The sequence below is a fragment of the Gordonia aurantiaca genome (genome assembly GCF_039939235.1).
Classification (GTDB): domain Bacteria; phylum Actinomycetota; class Actinomycetes; order Mycobacteriales; family Mycobacteriaceae; genus Gordonia.
On record NZ_JBDUUF010000005.1, the window covers coordinates 146273 to 168692 of the forward strand.

20 protein-coding genes, 6 tRNA genes and 2 pseudogenes are annotated in these 22420 nt (G+C 69.1%); 18 read left to right on the forward strand and 10 right to left on the reverse strand.

Features of this window, described 5'->3' with window-relative positions:
* Positions 1-30: 30 nt before the first annotated feature.
* From ABFT43_RS11920 to ABFT43_RS11935, 4 genes are all read right to left on the reverse strand, one after another.
* A complete protein-coding gene (locus ABFT43_RS11920) occupies positions 31-885 on the reverse strand; it encodes an SGNH/GDSL hydrolase family protein (RefSeq protein ID WP_347960563.1) in 855 nt (284 codons plus the stop codon).
* 90 nt (positions 886-975) lie between these two features.
* Complete coding sequence (locus tag ABFT43_RS11925; RefSeq protein WP_347960564.1) at positions 976-2214, reverse strand: acyltransferase family protein; 1239 nt, start codon at positions 2212-2214, stop codon at positions 976-978.
* A 111-nt stretch (positions 2215-2325) separates the two neighbouring features.
* On the reverse strand, positions 2326-2538 hold the full coding sequence (locus ABFT43_RS11930) for a hypothetical protein (RefSeq protein WP_347960565.1): 213 nt from the start codon (positions 2536-2538) through the stop codon (positions 2326-2328).
* Positions 2539-2874: 336 nt separating this feature from the next.
* Positions 2875-2946 (reverse strand) — tRNA-Val (locus tag ABFT43_RS11935).
* A gap of 251 nt (positions 2947-3197) precedes the next feature.
* Between ABFT43_RS11935 and ABFT43_RS11940 the strand changes: the two genes are divergently transcribed.
* From ABFT43_RS11940 to ABFT43_RS11985, 10 genes and pseudogenes are all read left to right on the forward strand, one after another.
* Positions 3198-3270 (forward strand) — tRNA-Gly (locus tag ABFT43_RS11940).
* A 22-nt stretch (positions 3271-3292) separates the two neighbouring features.
* A tRNA-Cys gene (locus tag ABFT43_RS11945) sits at positions 3293-3366 on the forward strand.
* 22 nt (positions 3367-3388) lie between these two features.
* Positions 3389-3463, forward strand: a tRNA-Val gene (locus ABFT43_RS11950).
* A gap of 365 nt (positions 3464-3828) precedes the next feature.
* Positions 3829-3901: transfer RNA gene (locus ABFT43_RS11955), tRNA-Gly, on the forward strand.
* A 60-nt stretch (positions 3902-3961) separates the two neighbouring features.
* Positions 3962-4036 (forward strand) — tRNA-Val (locus ABFT43_RS11960).
* A 185-nt stretch (positions 4037-4221) separates the two neighbouring features.
* A complete protein-coding gene (locus ABFT43_RS11965) occupies positions 4222-4857 on the forward strand; it encodes a hypothetical protein (RefSeq protein WP_347960566.1) in 636 nt (211 codons plus the stop codon).
* 89 nt (positions 4858-4946) lie between these two features.
* A pseudogene (locus ABFT43_RS11970) lies at positions 4947-5230 on the forward strand (ATP-binding cassette domain-containing protein); the annotation flags it as partial.
* A gap of 204 nt (positions 5231-5434) precedes the next feature.
* A pseudogene (locus ABFT43_RS11975) lies at positions 5435-5913 on the forward strand (monooxygenase); the annotation flags it as partial.
* On the forward strand, positions 5910-6752 hold the full coding sequence (locus ABFT43_RS11980; RefSeq protein ID WP_347960567.1) for a sulfurtransferase: 843 nt from the start codon (positions 5910-5912) through the stop codon (positions 6750-6752). The pseudogene ABFT43_RS11975 and the gene ABFT43_RS11980, both read left to right, overlap by 4 nt.
* Complete coding sequence (locus ABFT43_RS11985; RefSeq protein WP_347960568.1) at positions 6749-7312, forward strand: GNAT family N-acetyltransferase; 564 nt, start codon at positions 6749-6751, stop codon at positions 7310-7312. Before ABFT43_RS11980 ends, ABFT43_RS11985 begins: the two co-directional genes overlap by 4 nt.
* 18 nt (positions 7313-7330) lie before the next feature.
* Here the strand turns inward: ABFT43_RS11985 and zapE are convergent, their stop codons facing one another.
* Positions 7331-8347 (reverse strand): cell division protein ZapE, encoded by a 1017-nt coding sequence (zapE, locus tag ABFT43_RS11990; protein WP_347960569.1) that lies wholly within the window; start codon positions 8345-8347, stop codon positions 7331-7333.
* A gap of 35 nt (positions 8348-8382) precedes the next feature.
* Between zapE and ABFT43_RS11995 the strand changes: the two genes are divergently transcribed.
* The 5 genes from ABFT43_RS11995 to msrB are packed head-to-tail and all read left to right on the forward strand — an operon-like array spanning position 8383 to position 13690.
* The gene (locus ABFT43_RS11995; protein ID WP_347960570.1) at positions 8383-9234 is read left to right on the forward strand and encodes a pyrimidine reductase family protein; all 852 of its coding nucleotides are present in this window, start codon (positions 8383-8385) and stop codon (positions 9232-9234) included.
* Between the two features lie 18 nt (positions 9235-9252).
* On the forward strand, positions 9253-10836 hold the full coding sequence (locus ABFT43_RS12000; RefSeq protein ID WP_347960571.1) for an alpha/beta hydrolase: 1584 nt from the start codon (positions 9253-9255) through the stop codon (positions 10834-10836).
* A gap of 41 nt (positions 10837-10877) precedes the next feature.
* Positions 10878-11927, forward strand: a complete 1050-nt coding sequence (locus ABFT43_RS12005) for an alcohol dehydrogenase catalytic domain-containing protein (RefSeq protein ID WP_347960572.1) — start codon at positions 10878-10880, stop codon at positions 11925-11927.
* Between the two features lie 12 nt (positions 11928-11939).
* Positions 11940-13223: a glycosyltransferase family 87 protein gene (locus tag ABFT43_RS12010; RefSeq protein WP_347960573.1), complete on the forward strand. Its 1284-nt coding sequence runs from the start codon at positions 11940-11942 to the stop codon at positions 13221-13223.
* 32 nt (positions 13224-13255) lie between these two features.
* A complete protein-coding gene (gene msrB, locus ABFT43_RS12015) occupies positions 13256-13690 on the forward strand; it encodes a peptide-methionine (R)-S-oxide reductase MsrB (protein ID WP_347960574.1) in 435 nt (144 codons plus the stop codon).
* 27 nt (positions 13691-13717) lie between these two features.
* Here the strand turns inward: msrB and ABFT43_RS12020 are convergent, their stop codons facing one another.
* The 4 genes from ABFT43_RS12020 to hemE all read right to left on the reverse strand — a co-directional run bounded on the left by ABFT43_RS12020 (position 13718) and on the right by hemE (position 17655).
* Entirely contained in the window at positions 13718-14179 is a 462-nt protein-coding gene (locus ABFT43_RS12020) for a hypothetical protein (protein WP_347960575.1), read from the reverse strand.
* 244 nt (positions 14180-14423) lie between these two features.
* On the reverse strand, positions 14424-15119 hold the full coding sequence (gene hemQ / locus ABFT43_RS12025) for a hydrogen peroxide-dependent heme synthase (RefSeq protein WP_347960576.1): 696 nt from the start codon (positions 15117-15119) through the stop codon (positions 14424-14426).
* Between the two features lie 74 nt (positions 15120-15193).
* Complete coding sequence (hemG, locus tag ABFT43_RS12030) at positions 15194-16594, reverse strand: protoporphyrinogen oxidase (RefSeq protein WP_347960577.1); 1401 nt, start codon at positions 16592-16594, stop codon at positions 15194-15196.
* A complete protein-coding gene (hemE, locus tag ABFT43_RS12035) occupies positions 16594-17655 on the reverse strand; it encodes a uroporphyrinogen decarboxylase (RefSeq protein WP_347960578.1) in 1062 nt (353 codons plus the stop codon). Before hemE ends, hemG begins: the two co-directional genes overlap by 1 nt.
* A 154-nt stretch (positions 17656-17809) precedes the next feature.
* Here hemE and ABFT43_RS12040 point away from each other — a divergent pair, with 154 nt between their 5' ends.
* From ABFT43_RS12040 to ABFT43_RS12050, 3 genes are all read left to right on the forward strand, one after another.
* Positions 17810-18436 (forward strand): DUF3000 domain-containing protein, encoded by a 627-nt coding sequence (locus tag ABFT43_RS12040; protein WP_347960579.1) that lies wholly within the window; start codon positions 17810-17812, stop codon positions 18434-18436.
* Positions 18433-19704 carry an HRDC domain-containing protein gene (locus tag ABFT43_RS12045; protein WP_457590143.1) on the forward strand — a complete coding sequence of 424 codons (1272 nt, stop codon included), beginning with the start codon at positions 18433-18435 and terminating at the stop codon, positions 19702-19704. Before ABFT43_RS12040 ends, ABFT43_RS12045 begins: the two co-directional genes overlap by 4 nt.
* Positions 19705-19885: 181 nt before the next feature.
* Positions 19886-20314, forward strand: coding sequence for a type II toxin-antitoxin system Rv0910 family toxin (locus ABFT43_RS12050; protein ID WP_347960580.1), 429 nt, complete (start codon positions 19886-19888; stop codon positions 20312-20314).
* A 51-nt stretch (positions 20315-20365) separates the two neighbouring features.
* Here ABFT43_RS12050 and dxs read toward each other — a convergent pair whose 3' ends face one another.
* Positions 20366-22360, reverse strand: coding sequence for a 1-deoxy-D-xylulose-5-phosphate synthase (gene dxs, locus ABFT43_RS12055; protein WP_347960581.1), 1995 nt, complete (start codon positions 22358-22360; stop codon positions 20366-20368).
* Positions 22361-22420 lie beyond the last annotated feature (60 nt).

The window sequence follows — 22420 nt, forward strand, 5'->3', positions numbered from 1 at the left end:
GGTCGTCGAGATGTCCCGACGTTGTCCTCCTCAGAGGCCCAGCTGGGACTCGATCCCCTTGGCCAGCACCGTGTTGCCCAGCGGGGTCGGGTGGAACGGAACGCTGAACAGATCGGCGGCCGGGTTCAGGATTCCGGCCATCAGCGGCGCGTTGCTACACAACCCCCGCCCCTTGGTGAGGGCCTGCGCGTCGACGAATTCGACGTCGGTGATCTTAGCGGCGCCCGCCTGGGCCTTCTGGATGGCGTCGAGAAACTCGACCAGACCACGCGTGTTGGGCAGCGAGACCGGCACTCCGAGCGTGTTGATGCACGCGTCGGGCGCATTGGCCGGTAGCAGTTCAGGGTAACCGACGATGGCGATCTTCGCGTTCGGCGCGTAGTAGCGGACGTAGTCGATCATCGGCTTGATGCGGGCCGCATAGGCCTCCGGCGTGATCTTGTCGAGCACGGGATCCGACTCGTCGCAACCGCGTTCGACGCACCGGGTGAGCAGTTTCCAGCCGCCCTTGTGGCCCTCCCACCGGTCGTTGAGGCCGAGCTGGATCAGCACCGCCGAGGTGTTCTCGTCGAACCCGCCTCGCTCGACGACCTTGCGGGCCTCGTCCCCGATCGTGAAGTCGGTCTCGGCGATGGCCGCACCCGTGCACGCCTCGTTGATCAGCGGCCGGCCGGTACGCTCGGCGAGTTGCCGCGGCCAGGAGGTCGGGCTCTTCTCGCAGCCCTGGTTGACCGTGTTGGTGGAGAACGAGTCGCCGAGCACCACGATCGTCCCCTTCTCCGCGGCGTTCGCCGCGGGTGTGGTGACAGCGAGGGCGGCCAGCAGGACAGCGGCGGCCGCCGACACGACGCGGGCCAGACGGACCCGCGGGGTGGGCGAAGTCATGGGGACACCTCTTTCAAGGTCATGGGGCTTCTTTCAAGGTCATGGGGCTTCCGAGTTCATGGGGTTTTCGAGATCGTCGGGTCTTCGAGTTCATGGGGTTTTCGAGGTCATGGGGTCGCCGACCGGATTCGGTTGCGACACGACTGGTTTGCGTTTACGACGCCGGGTGATCGGCTTGTCTATGAAGTGATAGACGACCGCGGCGGCGGCCAGCGAGCCGAGAAAGGCCAGCACACACGCCCCCAGCCAGCCCCAGAAGCCGAGCGATCTCCCGGCGAGCAGGTACTTGGTGAGGATGACCATCACCGGATACTGCAGCAGGTAGAAGCCGTAGGACACGTCCCCGAGCCACACCATCGGACGGGTCGCGTTGAGCCCCTTCCGCGATGTCACGTCCCGCACGCAGGCGGTTGCGATCACCGCCGCGGTGGGCAGCAGGATCAACACGCTCATCTTGTAATTGACGGGCACGAACCACGTCGCGCCGAACGACGCGGCCAGGGCCAGCAACGGCCACCACAGGTTGGTGTTGCGCCACTTCCCGGAGATGACCAGACGCGCCACGAGGACCCCGAGGAAGAACTCCGGCAGCCGGGTCAGCGGGAAGTAGTAACTGAGCCAGTACGCCTGCTCGGAATACCCGATGTAGTCCTGGGCGAAGAACTCCGGGGTCGCGTTGTAGCCGTATTCCTGGGTGGTCGCCGGCAGCTCGGCGGGCATGCGGGCACCGTAGAAGTTCTCGGTGCCCTTGTAGCCGTCTGCGAACAACAGGTACATCGTGTGCAGCGCGACGATCGCGGCGAACACGGCGGCGATGGCGAGCGGAACGTATCTCTCCCGGATCCGGTCCATCAGCGGCACGAGGAACGGGAAGGTCGCGTAGAACAGCATCTCGGACGCCAGCGACCATGCCGGCACGTTGAGTCCGCCCAGCGAGGTCCAGTTCGGCCACCACGTCTGGATCAGGAACAGGCACGGCACCCAGGTGTCCGTCCGACCGAGCGGCACGGGCACCACGAGCAGCAGCAGGATCACCGCGACGATGCTGGTGGGATAGATCTTCTTGACCCGCCGCCAGATGAAGCCCCGCGCCGTGTCGTCGTCGCGGCGCGTCCAGTACATGATGAAGCCGGACAGCACGAAGAAGAACGCGACGCCGGCGGCGCCGACCTGCATCGGGACGGCCTCGGCGATGTTCCAGTACCGCTCGCTCCCGTAGAACGGGTAGACGGGCAGGAACACGAGGGTGTGCAGCACGAACACCGCCAGCGCCGCCCACCAGCGCATCCCGGTCAGCGACGGCAGCCGGACACCACGTGCCGCCGCCATGTCGACGACTGTCTCTTTGCCCTCACCGGTCCCTGACCGCGGTCTCGGACCACCCGCAACCGGTCCGGAACCCGTCAGGTCCGGACTGTCGGTCCTCGACGTCAAAGCCGATCAGTACCCGGGACGGCCGCCGCCGGCGGGCGGCAGTTGCGGCGGGGCCTGCTGGGTCTGCTGCGGCGCCGGTTCCTGTGTCTGCTGCGGGGCCTGCTGCTGGGGCGGCTCGGCCGGCTGCTCGGCGGGCGCCGGGGCCGGTTCCCGGGTCGGCTCCTCGGTCACCGGCGGCGGGACGACGCTCGAGGACGTCGCGGGCGTCGGTGAGGTCACGGACGCGTGACGCTCGACGACACCGATGAGGACACCGAAGACGAAGGTGTGTCGGTCGTGTTGTCGTCGGACCCGCAGGCCGCAAGTCCACCGGTCACCACCATCGCCAGGGCGGCACCCACCAGGGTTCGCCGAACCGTCATCGCCACTGAATCTCTCCCAACATGTCTCAAGCCCCGATCCGCGCGAATTGTAACCCGCTGTAACCCGAGTCACCTGCTCGGTCGACGAGGCGGGCACACCACCGTGCCTCTCCTCGACGAACTCCGCCGAGCCCAAGACAACGAAACAGGGCCCGCCGTTTCGGCGAGCCCTGTCTCATCACATGTTGCGCGGTGGTCCCGGCTGGGATCGAACCAGCGACCTCCCCGGTGTGAACGGGACGCTCTTCCACTGAGCCACGGGACCGTGTTCCGACTCTCCGCCTCGCGACGGGGCGTCGTGCACGAGCCAGAAGATTACACGCGATGCCCCGAGTTCCAAAATCGCCCGCGTGCCCCACGTCACAGGAATGCATTCCGGGGCCGCCGACTGATCACACGCTGGGGATTCACCGACCGACAGAGCGTTGACCAGCCGATTTGTAAAGTTCGGAACCCATCGCGTAAGTTTCTTCTCGCACCGCGAGCAGCGAGATCCACAAGATCGCTCGTGGGCATGCGGATGTAGCGCAGCTGGTAGCGCATCACCTTGCCAAGGTGAGGGTCGCGGGTTCGAATCCCGTCATCCGCTCGGCGCGAGTCGACTCGCATCTGGTGGTGTGGCCGAGTGGTGAGGCAACGGCCTGCAAAGCCGTGTACACGGGTTCGATTCCCGTCGCCACCTCCACACATAATTTCATCAAGGTCTCGCGCGATTAGCTCAGTGGGAGAGCGCTTCCCTGACACGGAAGAGGTCACTGGTTCAATCCCAGTATCGCGCACCACTTCTGCAGCAGTCAGCCCCGGTCCTCGGCCGGGGCTTTTCTGTATCCGGCCGGTCTGCATCCAGCCCATCCACATTCGGCACGTCTGCATCCGCCACGTCTACATCCGGCGCGGGCCCTCCCCTCGCCGCATGGGCGGATCTTCGCAGCGTTCGCGATTCCTCCCGAATCCGCGCGCATGGCGATGCCCCCAGCGTCTCCCGATCCCGCCTTCGGTCCACAACGTCGGCCCGATCAGGTGTGCGCGGTGCGCGCGGATTTGCCGTCACCCCTCGCAAGCAGGCGAATTGTGAAAACCGGAAACCATCGCGTATGTTTCTCTTCGCACCGCGAGCAGCTCGGTCCACAAGATCGCTCGCGGACATGCGGATGTAGCGCAGCTGGTAGCGCATCACCTTGCCAAGGTGAGGGTCGCGGGTTCGAATCCCGTCATCCGCTCGGCGCGTGTCGATTCACCATCGCATCGCTTCTCTGACGACCACCGCGACGCCAGACCCCGCGCGATTAGCTCAGTGGGAGAGCGCTTCCCTGACACGGAAGAGGTCACAAGTTCAATCCTTGTATCGCGCACCACAATTGAAGACGAACGAGCCCCGGCCTCCGGCCGGGGCTTTTTCTGTCACCCTGCGATTCCGCCTGACGGAACATCTGTGACCGTGAGGAACATATCTGTGACATGTCAGACAGATCACATTTTGGTCAAATGTCCCATCGCTAGCGTCCTCGGGCAGGTCGGGATCAACCAAACGGGGTGATTTATGAAGAAAAGATCGATCATTGCCGGCCTGGCAACACTCGCGGCCGCAGGTATGGGACTGTCGGTGATGCCGGGCGTCGCCCACGCCGATGAGGGGCAACGAACAGGTCCGGTCCAGTTCTGGGCCGAGGACCTGGGCGACTGCAAGGTGAAGTTCACGCTGTACAACGAAACGAACATCACCTCCTACACGATCGACTACATCATCGACGACACCGAGAGCGAGCTGCGCACCACTTCCGCCGCACCCTTCCCCTACGGACGGATCGGCGGGCACACCATCGCGGATTCGCCGGCGTGGCCGGATGACATCCCGACGATGGGTGAGAACACACCGGACAACATCTGGATGGTGCGGGACCGGGTCCCGGGCAAGACGGTGAGCTACGTCAAGGATTTGAAGAACATCACCGACGACTACAACCCGCCGCTCCCGAATCCGGAGGCCGCGACGCACAAGATCTCCTACCGCATGGTCCTCGGCCCGCCCGGGAACCTCGGTGACGGTGGCCCCGAGTGGATCGGCGACCGCCAATGGCACCACGTGACGGTCACCGGCTGCGCAGGCGGTGGCGGCGGTGGCGGCGGAGGTTCGCTCGACGGCCTCTTCGGCACCAGCCTCTTCGGTTCGAGCTAGGACCGGGCCCGAACCCGCGAACCCGGCGGCACCCGGGTCGCGGCGGACGTTTCCGCCCGCGGCCCGGGTGCCGTCGGTCGTAGGCCGGGATGGTGACGGCCATCATGATCTCGGGGCTGGTCAAGACCTTCGGCCGGATCCGGGCACTCGACGAGTTCGACCTCACCGTCGCCGACGGCGAGGTGCACGGCTTCCTCGGCCCCAACGGCGCCGGGAAGACCACGTACTCGAAGGGCAACCGCAGAAGGTCGCACTGATCGCCGCACTGGCCTCCGACGCCGAACTGCTCCTTCTCGACGAACCGACCTCCGGTCTGGATCCGTTGGAGGAAGCCGAATCCCAGCGCTGCATCGACGAGGAACGTACTCGTGGACCCGGCCGACAACTCGGCTACAACGACTGGGTCGCCCACGCCCAACGGTGGCATCATTTACGGATTCGAAGACGGAACCATCCTTCGATACCAGTGTCGCCGAAGGCATCTCGCCATTGACCCGAGTCGACCCCGACGGCACCCGGCACACCGTATTCCTCGTCACGGATGTGCCGCTTCGAGGGCTGTCGCCGGCGGACGCAGACCGGGTTCCACAGCGACCGCCACCTCTACCCGATGGACATCGTGGGACGCAGCGGGAAGACGACGGTCGAGGCCTGGGGCGGCCACGACGCCTACGCCTACCTCGGGATCACCGCCCCGGACTTCCCCAACCTGTTCCTCCTCACCGGCCCGAACACCGCACTCGGTCACGGCGGCAGCTTCATCAGCATCCTGGAGTACCAGGTCCGCTACGTCTGCGACGCGATCGCGCAGATGATCGCGAACCGGCTCGGCGCGCTCGAGGTGCGCCGCGACGTCACCGACGCCTACAACGAGGCGGTCGACGTCAGCACGCGCGGATGGTCTGGACGCACCCGGCGATGACCAACTGGTACCGCAATCCCGACGGCCGGGTGGTCGCAGTGCTTCCCTGGCGGATCGTCGACTGCTGGGCGCGTACCCGCCGCGTCGACCTCGCCGACTTCCACACCGAACCGCTGGCTACCGTGGAGGCATGACCTCCATCCCGCTGATCTTCGCCTCCGACCTCGCCGGTCGTCTCGACGAGCCGAATCTCAGGATCGTCGACGCGACGGTCCACCTGAGTTTCGATGCCGACGGCGCCCACGTCGAGTCCGGCCGCGAGACCTACCGCCAGGGCCACATCCCGGGTGCGGTGTTCATCGACCAGATCACCGGGCTCACCGATCCGGAGGGCGAGGCGCCGTTCGCTGCCGCCGCGTCGGAGAAGTTCGCCGAGACCGTCGGCACGGCCGGTATCGGCAATGACTCGACGGTCGTCGTCTACGACACCGTCAACGGGATCTGGGCGACGCGCCTGTGGTGGCAGTTCGGCCTCGAGGGCTTCGACGACGTCCTCGTGCTCGACGGCGGGTACGCGGCCTGGACCCGCGCCGGACTGCCCACGGAGACCGGCGAGTCCACCTGTCCCGCAACGACCTTCATCCCCCACCGGCGTCCGGAGCGCGTCGTGTCGACCGCTCAGGTGCTCGCCGCCACGCAGGACGACTCGGTACTGCTGGTCAACGCGCTCGACCGCGACTCCTTCACCGCCGGGCACATCCCGGGCAGTGTCAACGTCCCGTTCCCCGAACTCGTCGACGAGAACGGACAACTGCGCTCGCTCGACGAGCTCCGCGAGCTCTTCGCCGGGGTCGGCGCGCTCGACGGGTCGGTCCGTCCGGTCACCTATTGTGGCGGTGGGATCGCGGCCACCGCAGCGGCTTTCGCGCTGCGCGCCCTCGGACGCGACGACGTCGCGGTCTACGACGGCTCGATGAACGCCTGGACCTCCGACCCGGCCCGCCCGTTGTCGTCCGGGGACGCACGGGGATGACCGCGACACACCCGTCGGTGTCGGTGGAAGTCGTCACCGACCCGGATCTGGCCGCGCCGGTCGCCGAGGTGGCCGGCGCGACCTTCCCGCTCGCCTGCCCACCCCATTCGAATCCCGCCGACATCGCCGAGTTCATCGCAACCAACTTGGGCGAGAAGAACTTTCGCGGATACATCACCGATCCCGACGCGGCGGTGTTGGTCGCGCGCGACGGCGCCGACGGCCCGTTCATCGGGTATGCGCTGGTGTTGCACGGCGAGCCGACCCACCCCGACGTACAGGCGGTGGTCACGCAGCGGCCGGTGAGCGAGATCTCGAAGATGTACGTTCTGCCCGAACATCATTCGCGGCCCGGCGACCCGCCGTCGCACGCGCTGATGCGCGCCGCACTCGCCCGCGCACGCGAGCGCGGCAGCGTGCTGGCGTGGCTGGGCGTGAACCAGGTCAACGTCCGCGCCCAGCGCTTCTACGTCAAGACGGGTTTCACCCGCGCAGGCGTCAAGACGTTCCGCCTCGGCGACAGCGTCGAACAGGACTACGTCTACACGCAGACCCTGTGACCTGTGCGAATCAGCTCGTCAGACCGCAGATTCGGCGAATCGCGACAGCGCGAGCAGACGTGAGGTGGCACGCAGGTACTTCTTGCGGTACCCGCCCGCGAGCATCTCGTCGGTGAAGATCTCGTCGAGCTTGGCCCCCGACACGGTCACCGGGATGTTCGCGTCGTAGAGACGGTCGGCGAGCACCACGAGGCGCAGCGCCACCGACTGGTCCTCGGCGGGATGGACACCGGTGATGCACACCAGCGAGATCCCGTCGACGAGATCTTTGTACTTCGACGGGTGCAGCTTGCTGAGGTGATTGCACAGCTCGTCGAAATCGTCGAGGGTGGCGCCCTCGGTGGACTCGGCGATCTCGACCAGCTCGGCGTCGGTACGCGGATCCGGCGCCGGCGGCAGGTCGCGGTGACGGTAGTCGGGGCCGTCGACGCGGATGGTCTCGAATACCGCGGCCAGCTTGCGGATCTCGCGGAGGAAGTCCTGGGCGGCGAAACGGCCCTCGCCCAGCTGCCCGGGCAGGGTGTTCGAGGTGGCGACCACGTTCACCCCGGCGGCGGTCAGCTCTGTCAACAGACGCGACACCAGCATGGTGTCGCCCGGGTCGTCGAGCTCGAACTCGTCGATGCACAGCACGGTGTGGTTCGACAGGCGCTCGACGGCATTGGCGAACCCGAGGGCGCCGACCACGTGGGTGACCTCGACGAAGGTCGCGAACGACTTGGGTTCGGGCATCGAGTGGTAGATCGAGGCGAGCAGGTGGGTCTTGCCCACGCCGAAGCCGCCGTCGAGGTAGAGGCCGATGCCCTGGGCGGGCGTCTTGCGACCGAAGAACCCCTTCTTCTTGCCCGACCGGGCCTTCGACGCCCGGGCGACGAAGTCGCGTGCCTTGGCCACCGCGGCGGCCTGGGTCGGCTCGTTCGGATCGGGGATGTAGGAGTCGAAGCTCACGTCGTCGAAGGTGGACGGGGGAACCATCTCATCGATGAGTGCATCCGCCGAGGTCGCAGGGTTGCGATCGCAAAGTCGAGCCGCCATGAGTGGAGCCTAACGATCCGGGGAATGATGGATGCATGTTCCACCTGCACAAAGCGACCCAGGTCACATCCGGCGACGACGCCACGGTGGCCCCGACCGGGATCGACATCGGGCGGGAGGAGACGGGGTCCGAGACCCTGCTGCTGCTCGCCCGGCAGTACCTCTACCCGCCGCGACCGGCGGAGGGACCGGGTGCGCAGGCCCCGTTCGTGCGGGCCAACATGGTGGCCTCCATCGACGGGGCGGCGACCTTCGCGGGCCGCTCGGGCGGACTCGGCGGGCCCGGCGACAAGGCGGTGTTCCGACTGCTGCGTGGACTCGCCGACGTGATCCTGGTCGGCGCCGGCACCGCGACCACCGAGGGCTATCGGCAGCCCGCGGCCGACGAGGTGTTCGCCGGGCTGCGCGACGACAACGGCCAGCCCCCCGCCCCCGCGCTCGCGCTGGTATCGAGGTCGCTGTCGATCCCGCCCGACTATCCCCCGCTGTCCCACCCCGACACCGTCGTCCTCACGTGCGCCTCGGCACCCGCGGACCGGCGCGCGGCACTCGTCGACGCGGGTGCGACCCTCGTCGACTGCGGCGATGACACCGTGGAGACCGGGGAGATCATCGCGGCGTGCGGGCGGCGGGAATGGGCGCGGGTGCTGTGTGAGGGCGGACCCCACCTGCTGGGATCGGTCATCGCAGCCGACCTGCTCGACGAACTGTGCCTGACGACCAGCCCGTTCCTGGCCGGCGGCACCGCCGGGCGCATCACGGCCTCCCCGCTCCCCGACGGCGCCGAGCAGGCGCTGAGGGGGATGTCGCCGGCGATGATCATGACCGACGACGACGGCTACGTGTTCACACGATGGGTGCGCCACGGCCGCTCGTCGATCCACTGAGCAGATACCCTCGCGGTCATGCGTAGAGCGCGCGCCGCCAAGACGGCATTGCCCGGGGCACTGATGGGTGCGATCGTCGCGATGGTCGTGTCGTCGTGCGCGGTCGGCCCCGAAACCGGCCCGGACCTGATCCCCGGTGGCGGCAAGGGTGCCGGGTCTGTGCCGTCGTCGTCGGAGGCGCCACCCCCGCCCGCACTGGCCGTACCCGAATCCGACCTGGACTGGTCCGAATGCGCCGGCGAGACGGCCGGCCGCTACGGCGTCGCACGCCCCGCGGGCGTGACGGTCGAGTGTGCCGAGTTCCGCTCCCCGATCGACCGGAACAAACCCGACGGCGAGGCGATCACGATCGCGGTCACCCGCGCCCGGACGGCGAAGACCCCCGCCGACGCGGCGCCGCTCGTCCTCACCTCCGGCTCCGATCTCCCGTCGTCGCGGACGCTGATGGTGCTGACGTCTGGACGCGGCCGCACGATCCTCGACTCGCACCCGATCGTGGCAGTCGACCACCGCGGCATCCCGCTGTCCGGCGATGTCGACTGCATGACGCGGGCCGAACGCGCCACGTTCGCCGACAACGGACTCACCCCGCGCGGGACCGGCACGCAGGCCCGCATCGCGCGGCTCGCCTCGGCCGCGTCGTCGGCGTCGGACGGTTGCACCGAGACCCTGACGCCGTACCAACTGAATTTCTCGGCGCAGTTCGCCGCCTCGGACCTGGAGACGCTGCGCATCCGGTGGGGCGTCGAGCATCTCGGCCTGATCGGCGTCGGCGAGGGGTCCGACGTCGTGCTGGCCTATGCGTCGCTCTATGGCGGGCGCGCCGGGCGCATCATCCTCGATACCCCGACCCCGTTCGGCGCGAACGCCCGCGACCGCGCCCACCTGAGGTCACAGGGCGTGCAGACCGCGCTGCAGGGCTTCGCACAGCGCTGCTCGGCGATCGACGGCTGCCCGCTCGGCACCAACGGCGTCGGGGTGATCAACAGCGTGCTGACCAAGGCCCGCAACGGCGACCTCGACGGCCTGTCGGACACCTCCGCGCTCAACGCGGTCACCACCACCCTGGCGCTCGCACCAGAGAGTCCCGACGCGATCGTCGACCTCGCCCGCGCCGTCACCGCCGCCGACCGCGGGGACACCGGAGCGCTGGTGCGGCTGGCGGAACGCGCCAATGCGCTGCGGCTCACCGACGGCTCGATCGTCTCGCGCTGCAATGACGTCTCCGGTCCGGTCGGCCAGAACGAGGTGCCCGGCCTCGCCGAGACCTGGTCCAGACAGAGTTCGCTGACCGGGACCGATGCCGCGCTGTCGCTGGTGCGTTGCAACGGCTGGGCATCCGGCGCACCGGTCCGGGCGCCGTCGTCGCTGCCGGCCGACCCGCTGGTCCTCAACGGCACGCGCGACCCGATCAACGGCGGCCTGGGCGCGAACGCCCTGGTGCCGGTCTTCATGAACGCATCGGCCGAACCGGTCACCGTCAGCTGGGACGGCCTCGGCTACTCGGTCCTCGCCCGCAGCGAGTGCGCGGCCGACGTCGTTGCCGAGTACGTCGCGAAGGCCCCGCTGGGCGGCCCGACGCAGCGCGGCTGCCCGGCCTGAGTGCCGGAATACCGGTCACGGGGCCGGGAGTTGACGTGCACGTGACGTCTCACCCCGAGCGCCCGAGAACGTACCAATCGACCCTGGTGCGCCGTTTCGGCCCGCCCGAGGTCATCGAGGTGGTCGACCTGCCGGCCCCGTCGTCGATCCCCGCCGACACCGCCCTCGTCGCCGTTCGCTCGTCCGGCGTCAACCCGGTCGATGCGATCATCCGTAGCGGCGCCTTCGACACCGACGTGCCCTACGTCCCCGGCCGTGAGCTCGCCGGCACCGTCCTGGCCGTCGGCGACGGCGTGTCCTCGGTCGCCACCGGCGACGGCGTGTCCTCGGTCGCCACCGGCGATGCCGTCGTCGGATTCCCGACGGAGTCGAGCCACGCCGAACTGGCCCTGGTGCCCGCCGCGAGCCTGGTCCCGAAACCCGCCGCGGTGGACTGGGACGTCGCCGGTGGGATCGCAGTGGTCGGGCAGACCGCGAATCGCCTGCTCCTCGCCGTGGAGCCGGGGGCCGACGATGTCGTCGTCGTGCACGGCGCATCCGGCGGCGTCGGGACGGTCCTGGTCCAACTCCTCGTCGCCCGCGGGTCGACGGTGATCGGGACGGCCGGTGACCGCAACCGGGATCACCTCGCCGCTCTCGGCGCGGTTCCGGTCGTCTACGGCCCCGGTCTGGCCCGCCGGATCGATGCCGCCACGAGGGAGCCGGTGACCGCATCGATCGATCTCGCAGGCACCGCCGAGTCCGGGGAGGTCGGAGCCGCCGTCGCGGCATCCGGCGGACGCGCCGTGACCCTGGTGCCGGGGCCGGCCCGGGCACACGGGATCAATGCCCTGGTCCGAGGCCCCGCTCGAATCGCTGACGACGCTGTTGGCCGCCCTCGCCGACGGGTCGCTGACGCTACCGGTCGAGACGATGGCTCTCGACGGCATCGTCGAGGCACACCGCCGTATCGAGACGAGACACACACGAGGGAAGCTGGTGCTGGCCCTCCCGGACAACCCCCACCTGCCCTGACGCCCCGAACGGCCGGACACCCACGGGCAGGACGCGGGCTCGGCGGGGTTCTGCCGAAGCGGCGACCGCGCTCGTAGTACGGTGCGCGGGTGGCCAATCTCGACAGGTACCTCTATCCCCAGATGAGTGCGCAGCGGATCGTGCCGATGATTCTCTGGCCGATCAGCCTGCTGATGGTCGTGCACCGTTCGGTATTCCTGGGGGTGAACGGCGACCGCACCGACGACTTCAAACCGGTGTACGCCGCGGCCTACAACTTCCTCAACAAGCTGCCGGTCTACGGAGAGAACTACGCCACCGTCGACCCGCACTACCTGTATCCGCCGTCGGGCACCCTGTTGATGTCGCCGGTGGCGGTCATCGATTACGAACGGGCCCGCTGGGCGTTCATCGCGGTCAGCGTCGTGGCCCTGTTGATCTGCGCCTACCTGCTCACCCGGATGTTCGGATACACGTTGAACTCGTGGGTGATGCCGACGGTCCTGTTCGCGTTCTTCTTCACCGAGACCGTCTCGCACACACTGATCTTCACGAACTTCAACTCGTTCGTGCTGCTGGGAATGCTCGCATTCCTGATGCTGATGCGCTCGCGGCACGACTGGTGGGCGGGTGTGCCGATGGGTCTCACGCTGGCCGTCAAACCCGTTCTCGCGCCGTTGATGCTGCTGCCGCTGCTCAACCGGCAGTGGCGCGTGTTCGCGTTCGCCATCCTGGTCCCGCTGGTGCTCACGGCCGTCGCCTGGCCGCTGTCGGTCGACGCCGACGCCTTCATCAGCGTCACCGTGCCCTACCTCGGCGAGGCCCGCGACTACTACAACAGCTCGATCGCAGGCAACGGCGCCTACTTCGGCGTCGCACCGTGGCTGATCCTGCTGCTGCGCGTGGCGTTCGTCGCGATGGCCGCGTTCTCGCTGTGGTTCCTGTACCGCTACTACCGCAAGACCAACGAGCTGCTGTGGCTGGCGACGTCGTCCGGCGTGCTGCTGGGCACCGAGTTCCTCATCGGCGCGCTCGGCCAGGGCTACTACTCGATGCTGCTGTTCCCGCTGCTCATGACGGTGGTGCTACCCGGATCGGCGATGCGCAACTGGCCCGCCTGGCTGGGCGTCTACGGCTGCATGACGTTCGACAGCTTCTACTCCGAGCGCTGGACCGCGTTCGGGTGGATGGTCGAGTACAACAAGGTGACCTGGGGCTGGTCCCTGCTGATGATCGCGGTGTTCTGCTCGCTGCTGTTCCGCTGGCTCGACATGCGCGCCGACGGTGTCGCCGGCGGGGAACTGCGTCCGGCCCCGGCCGGTGATGCTCCCCCGGCCCCGTCGCCGAAGAAGTCCGACGACACCGACGACGCCTCGCTGTCGTTGTCCAAGTAGGACCGGCCGATTCGCGCGCTAACGTGGTCGGTATGACCGACAGCAAGCCTCAGACCGACACCCCCGAGAACCTCGCAAATCTCTCCGACGAGGAGTGGCGCAAGCGCCTCACCCCCGCGGAGTACCGGGTGCTGCGCCAGGCGGGCACCGAGGCGCCGTTCACCGGCGAGTACACCGACACCAAGACCGTCGGCGTCTACCGCTGCCGGGCATGCGACGCCGAATTGTTCCGGAGCGAAACCAAGTTCGACTCGCATTGCGGCTGGCCGTCGTTCTTCTCGCCGCTCGCCGGTGACCGCGTCATCGAACGCGAGGACAACTCGCTGGGCATGAAGCGCGTCGAGGTGCTGTGCGCGAACTGCAGGAGCCACCTCGGCCACGTGTTCGCCGGTGAGGGCTACGGTACCCCCACCGACCTGCGCTACTGCATCAACTCGATCAGCCTGCGTCTCGAGCCGACGGAGTAACTCGGCGGACGCACGGCGCCCGGCGGATCAACCCCGTTCCGTGTCGTCCTTCTGCTCCGGGTCGTCCTTCTGCTCCGGGTCCTCCTTCTGCTCCGGGTCCTCCTTCTGCTCCGGGTCCTCCTTGACCTCGGGCTGATCCTCGCTGTGTTCGTGCTCGCCGGGATCACCCTCCTCCGGGTCCTCGGAGCCGGACCCGCCGTCCCCGCCGTCCCCGCCGTCGGGGGCCGACCCGACGGAGATCTCCACCGGCGTGTGCTCGAGCGGCGCGTAGCCGCCGACGGGATCCGTGGTGGCATCGCCGTACTCGCCGGGCTCCGTCGAGACGATGGGCGGCGGGCACGGAGCCCACTCGCCGTCTCCGATGTAGATCAGGCAGGGCTTGGCATCCGCCGTGGCGCCCCCGGCGAGCGCGCTCACGGCGCCTCCGGCGACGGCGGCCGAGAACATCAGCGCCGCGATCGTCCGGGCGGTTCGGGTGGTGTCGGTCATCGGACTCCTCCACGTCGAGGGAATTCTGTCGAGGGAATTCTTGGGCTGTATCTCGAATGAGACACAGCCCACATTCACTACAACCAGTGGTGCCGTACGACGTTTTGTCCGATTTTCATCCATCCGAGTGACATTGGACGAATGTCCAAGACATTTGTGCCACAAGAGGATTGATGCCCGAGATGCACCCGGCAGAAAGTCGTGGCGCAGTGGTGCGCACCATCTCTCTGCCGGGTGCGGGATGTCAGGGCAGCGCGTCGATGAGCGTCGAGACCTCGACGCGGGGGCCGGTGAAGAACGGGGTTTCCTCGCGGACGTGGCGGCGGGCCTCGGTGGCACGCAGATCACGCATGAGGTCGACGATGCGGTGCAGCTCGGGTGCCTCGAAGGCCAACAGCCACTCGTAGTCGCCGAGCGCGAACGACGCCACGGTGTTGGCGCGCACGTCCTTGTACTCGCGGGCCGCCATGCCGTGGTCGGCCAGCATCTTGCGACGCTCGTCGTCGGGCAGCAGGTACCAGTCGTAGGAGCGCACGAATGGGTACACGCAGACGTACTTCCCCGGCTCCTCGCCGGCCAGGAAGGCCGGGATGTGACTCTTGTTGAACTCGGCGGGCCGGTGCAGGGCGACGTTACTCCACACCGCGTCGCTGGCGCGACCGAGCAGGGTCTCGCGGCGGAACCGCTGGTAGGCGGCCTGGATCGCCTCGACCTCCGCCGCGTGCCACCAGATCATGAAGTCGGCGTCGGCACGCAGCCCGGACACGTCGTAGACGCCGCGCACCACGACACCGGCGTCCTCGAGCGACTTGAAGAAGTCGGTGGCATCCGATTTCACCTGGTCACGGTCGTCGCCGAGTTCCCCGGGGCGCACGGCGAACACCGAGAACATCACGTATCGGATCGTGGAGTTGAGTTCTGCGTAATCCAAGCGGGCCATACCTGACATCGTGCCACCGCCGCCGTGGGCGGACGCAGCCAGGTCCACCGGCCGACACCGCCGGACGAGGCGCGTCAGGCCAGGTCGGCGAGCAGCGCAGACACTGCGCGTTCGGCCTGGGCGATGCACGCGGGCACACCGACTCCCGCATACGACGACCCGGCGAGCGCGAGCCGCTGCGGCCGCGCACCCATCGCCTGCTGCATCGCGACCAGATGTCCCGATCCATACACGGGAAGGCCATTGGTCCATCGCTGGACGTAGATGTCGACGACCCGTGACGACACCGGCTCGACCCCTGCGGCGCGGCACACCACATCGAGGTCCTCCAGGGCCTCGATGCGCAGCCGTTCCTCGACGTCCGGCTCCTCCTCGACCCGCGGAACCGGGGCACCGAACCGGCCGAACGACGCCCGCACCGAGACGGGCCCGCCGTTGTCCGACACGTGCGCCCACTTCTGCGAGCTGAGCGTGAACGCCTTGGCGCGCAGGCTCTCCCCCGTCGCCACGAGGACACCCGAATGATCGGGCAACGTGGTGCCCGGTTCGAGCGCGATCGACACGACCACCGACGAGGCGCCGCGTACCCCTCGCAGCCGGGCGGCCAGATCCGGGCCGGCCGGGTCCACGAGCGGCGCCGCATCCCAGGCGGGGATCGCGAGCACCACCCCGTCGTAGTCGCGGTCGTCCCCGTCGCCGGTGGCGAGCCGCCACCCGGTCGCGGTGGGCTCGAGTCCGGTGACCGGTCGACCGGTCTCGGGTTCCACCCCCGCGGCCTCGACAAGCGCGTCGAGCAGCACACGGTAGCCGCCCACGAGGGTGCCGAAGACGGGTCCGGAACCGGTGGAGGCGGTGATGAGCGCGTTGACGGCCTCGGTGAGGCTCGCCGCGCCGGCGTCGAGCCTCGCGGCGAGCGTGGGCAGCGCCTCGCGCAGGCCGATGTCACCGGCGAGACTGGAGTACACACCGCCGAGCATGGGGTCGACACTGCGGGACACGACGGATTCCCCGAAGCGATCGGCGACGAGCTCGCCCACCGTCGGGTCGGCGGCGGAATCCCAGGTCAACGGCCGCTGAGTCTCGGTGCGGATGCGATCGAGGTCGGCCGGGTCGACGAGACCCCCGACCGCATCCGCGGTGGCGGGGATGCCCATCAGCGCGGGCGCGGGCAGCGGGTGCAGCGTCTCGCCGGACCACACCGCGGGGCGGCGTCCGGTCGGCGACACGACCCGGTCCCCCAGGCCCAGTTCCCGGACCAGACCGAGCGCCTCGGGACGCCGGACGATGAACGCCTCGGCACCGACGTCGACGGCCAGGCCGCCGACCGTGGCGGTGTGCAGGATGCCGCCGATCCGCTCCGACGCCTCCAGGACGTCGATCCGCGCCTCGGCGCCCAGCTCACGGCGCAGACGGTAAGCGGCCGTGAGGCCGGAGATCCCCGCGCCGACGACCGCGACCCGCACTCCGCCGGACATCAGACGCTGTGCACCAGTTCGACGACACGGGTCAGAACGTCCGGATCAGTGTCCGGCAGCACTCCGTGTCCGAGGTTGAAGATGTGGCCGACGGCGCCGGCTGCGATGGCGCGTTCCCCGTCGGCGATGACCCGGCGGACCTCGCGGTCGACCACCTCGGGCCCGGCGAACAGCAGCGTCGGGTCGAGGTTGCCCTGGACGGCCTTGCCGGGTCCGACGCGGCGGGCGGCCTCGTCGAGCGGCACCCGCCAGTCGACGCCGATGACGTCGGCGCCGGCGTGGGCCATCGGCGCGAGCAACTCACCGGTTCCGACGCCGAAGTGGATCCGGGGCACGCCGTAGTGCGCGATCTCGGCCAGCACGCGGGTGCTGTGCGGGGCGACGAAGGTCTGGTAGTCGGCGGCCGACAGCATGCCCGCCCAGGAGTCGAAGAGCTGGATGGCGTCGACACCGGCGTCGAGCTGGACCTGTAGGAACGCGATGGTGATGTCGGCGAGGCGGCCCATGAGCTTCGACCACGTCTGCGGGTCGCCGTGCATCATCGCCTTGGTGCGCTCGTAGTTCCGGCTCGGGCCGCCCTCGATGAGGTAGGACGCGAGGGTGAACGGCGCTCCCGCGAAACCGATCAGCGCCGCGTCGTCGAGCTGTTCGAGCAGCAGCCGCACACCGTGCGCGATGGCGCCGACCGCGGCCGGTTCCAGGCGCGGGATGCGATCGACATCGGCGGCCGTGCGGACGGGCTCGGCGATGACCGGGCCGGTGCCGGCGACGATGTCGAGATCGATGCCGGCGGCCTTGAGCGGGACGACGATGTCGGAGAACAGGATCGCGGCGTCGACGTCGTGGCGCCGGACCGGCTGCATGGTGATCTCGCAGACCAGCTCCGGGTCGAAGCAGGATTCGAGCATCCCGTGGTCTGCGCGGATGGCGCGGTACTCGGGCAGTGACCGACCGGCCTGCCGCATGAACCACACCGGTCGGCGTGACGGGGTCCCACCCGTGGCCGCGGCGACGAGCGGCAGGTGCGACCGATGGACCCGGGTACCAGTTGCGTTCGACATCACCGCTTACTCTGCCATGTTCGGGGTTGTGACCTGCCCCGGCCCGCCCATCCGCGTCCCGGATCGACCGGCTCGACCTCCGGGTCCCCATCTCTGGGGACGAGATTCGGCGCGCCTCCGCCGCAGCCAGGCGTTTCACACCTACGGTCGAACGGTGACTTCTTCGGGAGCTCCGGACGAGCCTGCTGATTTCCGCGCCGCGGTGGAGTCGCTGCATGCTGCCCGGGTCCGGCGTGAGATCGAGGTCGGACCCATCCGCCCGCCGCAACGCCTCGCCCCGTACAGCTACGCCGTCGGCGCCGAGGTGCGCCCACCCGACGACCTCGACGTCGTGCCCACCGACTCGCAGGGCAGCGCCTTCGGCCGGCTCATCCTGCTCTACGACCCGGCCGGTCAGGACGCCTGGAACGGCACCATCCGCCTCGTCGCCTACCTCCAGGCCGAGGTCGAGGCCGCCCTCGCCATGGATCCGCTGCTGCCCGAGGTGGCCTGGAGCTGGCTGTCGGACGCCCTGGGTGTCCCCGTCGGTGAGAGCGCGACGCCCGAGGGCTCGGCGCACCGGGTGGTGGTGACCGCGCTCGGCGGCACCGTCACCTCCACGACGTCGGTGCGCTACGGCGACATCGCCGGGCCGCCACGTGCCCATCAGCTCGAGGTGCGGGCCTCGTGGACCGCACTGTCCTCCGAAGGCCTCGACGCCCATCTGGAGGCATTCTGCGACGTCCTGGCGTCCGCCGCCGGTCTGCCCCCGGCGGGAGTGACCCAGTTGGGTCCGACGTGAGCACCGTGGCCGGCCCACCCGAGGATCCGACGCCCGCCGAACCCGAGGTCGAACCGCTGCTCACCCCGGCCGACGGCGTGCCGCCGGTGCTGTCCACGGCCGAGGAGTTCGCCGACGCCGCCGAGGCCCTGGCCGCCGGTGAGGGACCCATCGCGGTCGACACCGAACGCGCCTCCGGTTACCGGTACTCCCAGCGCGCCTACCTGATCCAGATCAAGCGGCGCGGCGCGGGCAGCTTCCTGCTCGACCCGATCGCCGACCCGGATGCGCTGGCCCCGGTGATCGAGGCGCTACGCGGCCCGGAATGGGTGCTGCACGCCGCCGACCAGGACCTCCCCTGCCTGCGCGAACTCGGTTTCGTCTGCGTCGAGCTGTACGACACCGAGCTGGCCGGACGCCTCCTCGGGCTGAGCAAGGTGAACCTGGCGGCCATGGTCGCCCAGTTCCTCGGCCTCGGTCTGGTGAAGGGGCACGGCGCCGCGGACTGGTCCCGCCGGCCGCTGCCCGACGAGTGGCTCAATTACGCCGCACTCGACGTCGAGGTGCTCGTCGAACTACGGGATGCGATGGACGCCGCGCTCGTCGAGGCCGGCAAGGACCGCTGGGCGCGTGAGGAGTTCGCCCACATCCTGTCGCGTCCCCCGGCTCCGCCGCGGACCGACCGGTGGCGCAAGACGTCGAACATCCACACCGTGAAATCCGCGCGTGCACTCGCCGCGGTGCGCGAACTGTGGACGGCGCGGGAGCAATTGGCCGAGCGGCGCGACGTCGCGCCGGGCCGCGTACTGCCCGACACCGCGATCGTCAACGCCGCAACCGTCGACCCGAAGACGAGCGCCGAACTGACCCGCCTGCCGGTCTTCGGCGGCCCGCGGCAGCGGCGTCAGGCCGGGATCTGGCTGAACGCGCTCAAGCGGGCGCGGGAACTCCCCGAAAGCGAGCTGCCGGCCCGCAAGACTGCCGGAACCGGCCTGCCACCGGTGAACCGGTGGGAGCAGCGGAACCCGGAGGCGGCGGCCCGGATGGCACGAATCCGCCCGGCACTCAAGGGCATCGCCGAGGCCAACACGCTCCCGGTGGAGAACCTCCTCGCCCCCGACGTCGTCCGGCAGTTGGCCTGGGACGGCCTGTCCGGGGAGGTCACCGCCGAGGCGGTCGACGCCTACCTCGCCGGCGCGGGTGCGCGGCAGTGGCAGCGGTCGCTCACGGTCGAGGCGCTCGCCGAGGCCCTGGTGGAGGCGGATAAGACGGACGGCGCCACCGGGTAGACGCTCCCCGAGTAACCGGGCGGGGTTCTGGGTACGCGTCCTCGCGTAGACACCGAGGACCTCTCCTCGCATGGACACCGAGGACCCCTCCTCGCATGGACACCGAGGACCCCTCCTCGCGTAGACACCGAGGACCCCTCCTCGCGTAGACACCGAGAACCCCACAGAACGGGAGCAACACGTGGCCACAGTCTCCGTCGGCATCGACTCCGACCTCGAGCCCGCGCGGGCATGGGCCCTCGCCAGCGACCTGGAACGCTTCGACGAGTGGATGACGATCTTCGGCGGGTGGAAGTCGCCGGTCCCCGACACGATCGGCGAGGGCACCGACATCTCGTCGCTGATCAAGGTCAAGGGTTTCCGGAACGTGATCCACTGGACCATCACCGAATACGACGAGCCGCGCCTGATCGCGCTGTCGGGATCGGGCCGCGGCGGGGTGCACATCGAGTTGGCGATGAAGGTCGACGAGATCGCCGACGGCTCACGGTTCGACCTGTCCGCGCAGATCTCCGGCGGACTGCTCAACGGACCGGTCGGGCGGCTCGTCGCCAGGGTTCTGGAATCCGATGTGCGCCAGTCGATCTCCAACCTGGCCGCGCTGCGCTGAGCCAACTCCGGCGCCGGCCGGCCCACACCGCCGGCCCGGAGGGCCTCGAGGTCAGTCCTGACCGGGGGCTTCCGCCGGGGCCTCCGCGGTCGTCTCGACCTGGGTCTCGGCCGTCGGATCGACCGGGGCCTCGGCGGACTCGATGCCGGGGGTGGCGTGCATGCCCGCGACCGTCGCGGTGATCGAGCGCGCGAGGTCCTGGGCGGTGAGACCCAGGTCGGAGAGGATCTCGCCGCGTGAGGCATGCGCGATGAACTCCTGCGGGATGCCCCTGATCTGGACCGGGACGGTCACCTCGGCGGCCGACAGCGCGCCGGCCACCGCGGAACCCACGCCGCCGTTGACGCAGCCGTCCTCGAGGGTGACCACGAGACGGTGGTTGCGGGCCACCTCCACCACCGACGCCGGGACCGGCAGCACCCAGCGTGGGTCGACGACGGTCGCGTCGATCCCCTGCTGCGCCAGGCGTTCCGCGGTGTCGACGGCGAGCGCGCAGAACGCGCCGACCGCGACGATGAGCACGTCGCCACCGGCCGGACCGGCCTGCCGGTCGGCACGGTGCAGCACGTCGACTCCGTCGTCGAGTCGCTCGACGGCCCGGATGTCCTCGGGCACGGCGCCTTTCGAGAAGCGCAGGGCGGTGGGGCCGTCGTCGACGGCGAGCGCCTCGTCGAACTCCTCTCGCAGACGCAGCGCATCGCGGGGTGCGGCGACCTTGAGTCCGGGCACCATCGCCATCAGCGACAGGTCCCACATGCCGTGATGGCTGGGGCCGTCGGGTCCGGTGATCCCGGACCGGTCGAGCACGAGGGTGACCGGCTGCTCGAGAAGCGCCACGTCCATCAGCAGCTGGTCGAACGCGCGGTTGAGGAACGTCGAGTAGATCGCGACGACCGGGTGCAGCCCACCGAGTGCGAGACCGGCGGCGGACGTCATCGCGTGCTGTTCGGCGATGCCGACGTCGAAGAAGCGGTCCGGGTAGCGCTCGCAGAACGGCGTGAGGCCGGTCGGGCCGGGCATGGCGGCGGTGATGGCTACGACGTCGGGCCGGTTCGCGCCCGCCTCGAGCAGGGCCGCGGAGAACACCGAGGTCCAGTCCTGCGGCGCCACGCTGGTGGGGCGCCCGGTGACCGGGTCGATGATGCCGGTGGCATGCATCTGGTCGGCCTCGTGGTTCTCGGCGTGCGCATAGCCCATGCCCTTGCGGGTGACGGTGTGCACGATGACCGGGCCGCCGTAGTCGTGGGCGTTGCGCAGCGCCGACTCGACGGCTCCGATGTCGTGGCCGTCGACCGGGCCGACGTATTTCAGGCCGAGGTCGGTGAACATGGCCTGCGGGCTCAGCAGGTCCTTGAGGCCGCTCTTCATCCCATGCAGGACCGCGTAGGCGGGTTCGCCTACGACGGGCACCTGCTTGACGACGCGACGGCTCTCGTCGAGGAACTTCTCGTAGCCGGGCTGAAGGCGCAGGCCGGAGAGATGGCGGGCGAGACCGCCGATGGTCGGCGCGTAGGAGCGGCCGTTGTCGTTGACGACTATCACGATGCGGCGGTTGGCGGCGGCGATGTTGTTCATCGCCTCCCAGCACATGCCGCCGGTGAGTGCGCCGTCACCGACGACCGCGACGACGGTGCGGTCGGGCTGGCCGGTCAGCTCGAAGGACTTCGAGAGGCCGTCGGCGTACGACAGCGCCGCCGAGGCGTGGGAGGACTCGACCCAGTCGTGTTCGGACTCCGCGCGCTCCTGGTAGCCCGTGAGACCGCCCCGCTGGCGCAAGTGATCGAAACCGTCCTTGCGTCCGGTGACGATCTTGTGGACGTAGCACTGATGCCCGGTGTCGAAGATGATCGGGTCGTGCGGCGAGTCGAACACGCGATGGATACCGAGGGTGAGTTCGACGACGCCCAGGTTGGGGCCGAGATGCCCGCCGGTCGCCGCGACCTTCTCGATCAGGAAGGCCCGGATCTCGGCGGCGAGGGTCTTCATCTCCGTCTCCGAGAGGGACCGCAGATCGGCCGGCGAGCTGATCCGGTCGAGCACACCCATCGTTTCCTCCATCGTGTGACGCTCCCCCGGGAACGCCTGTTCACAACCTCGGGGGCATCC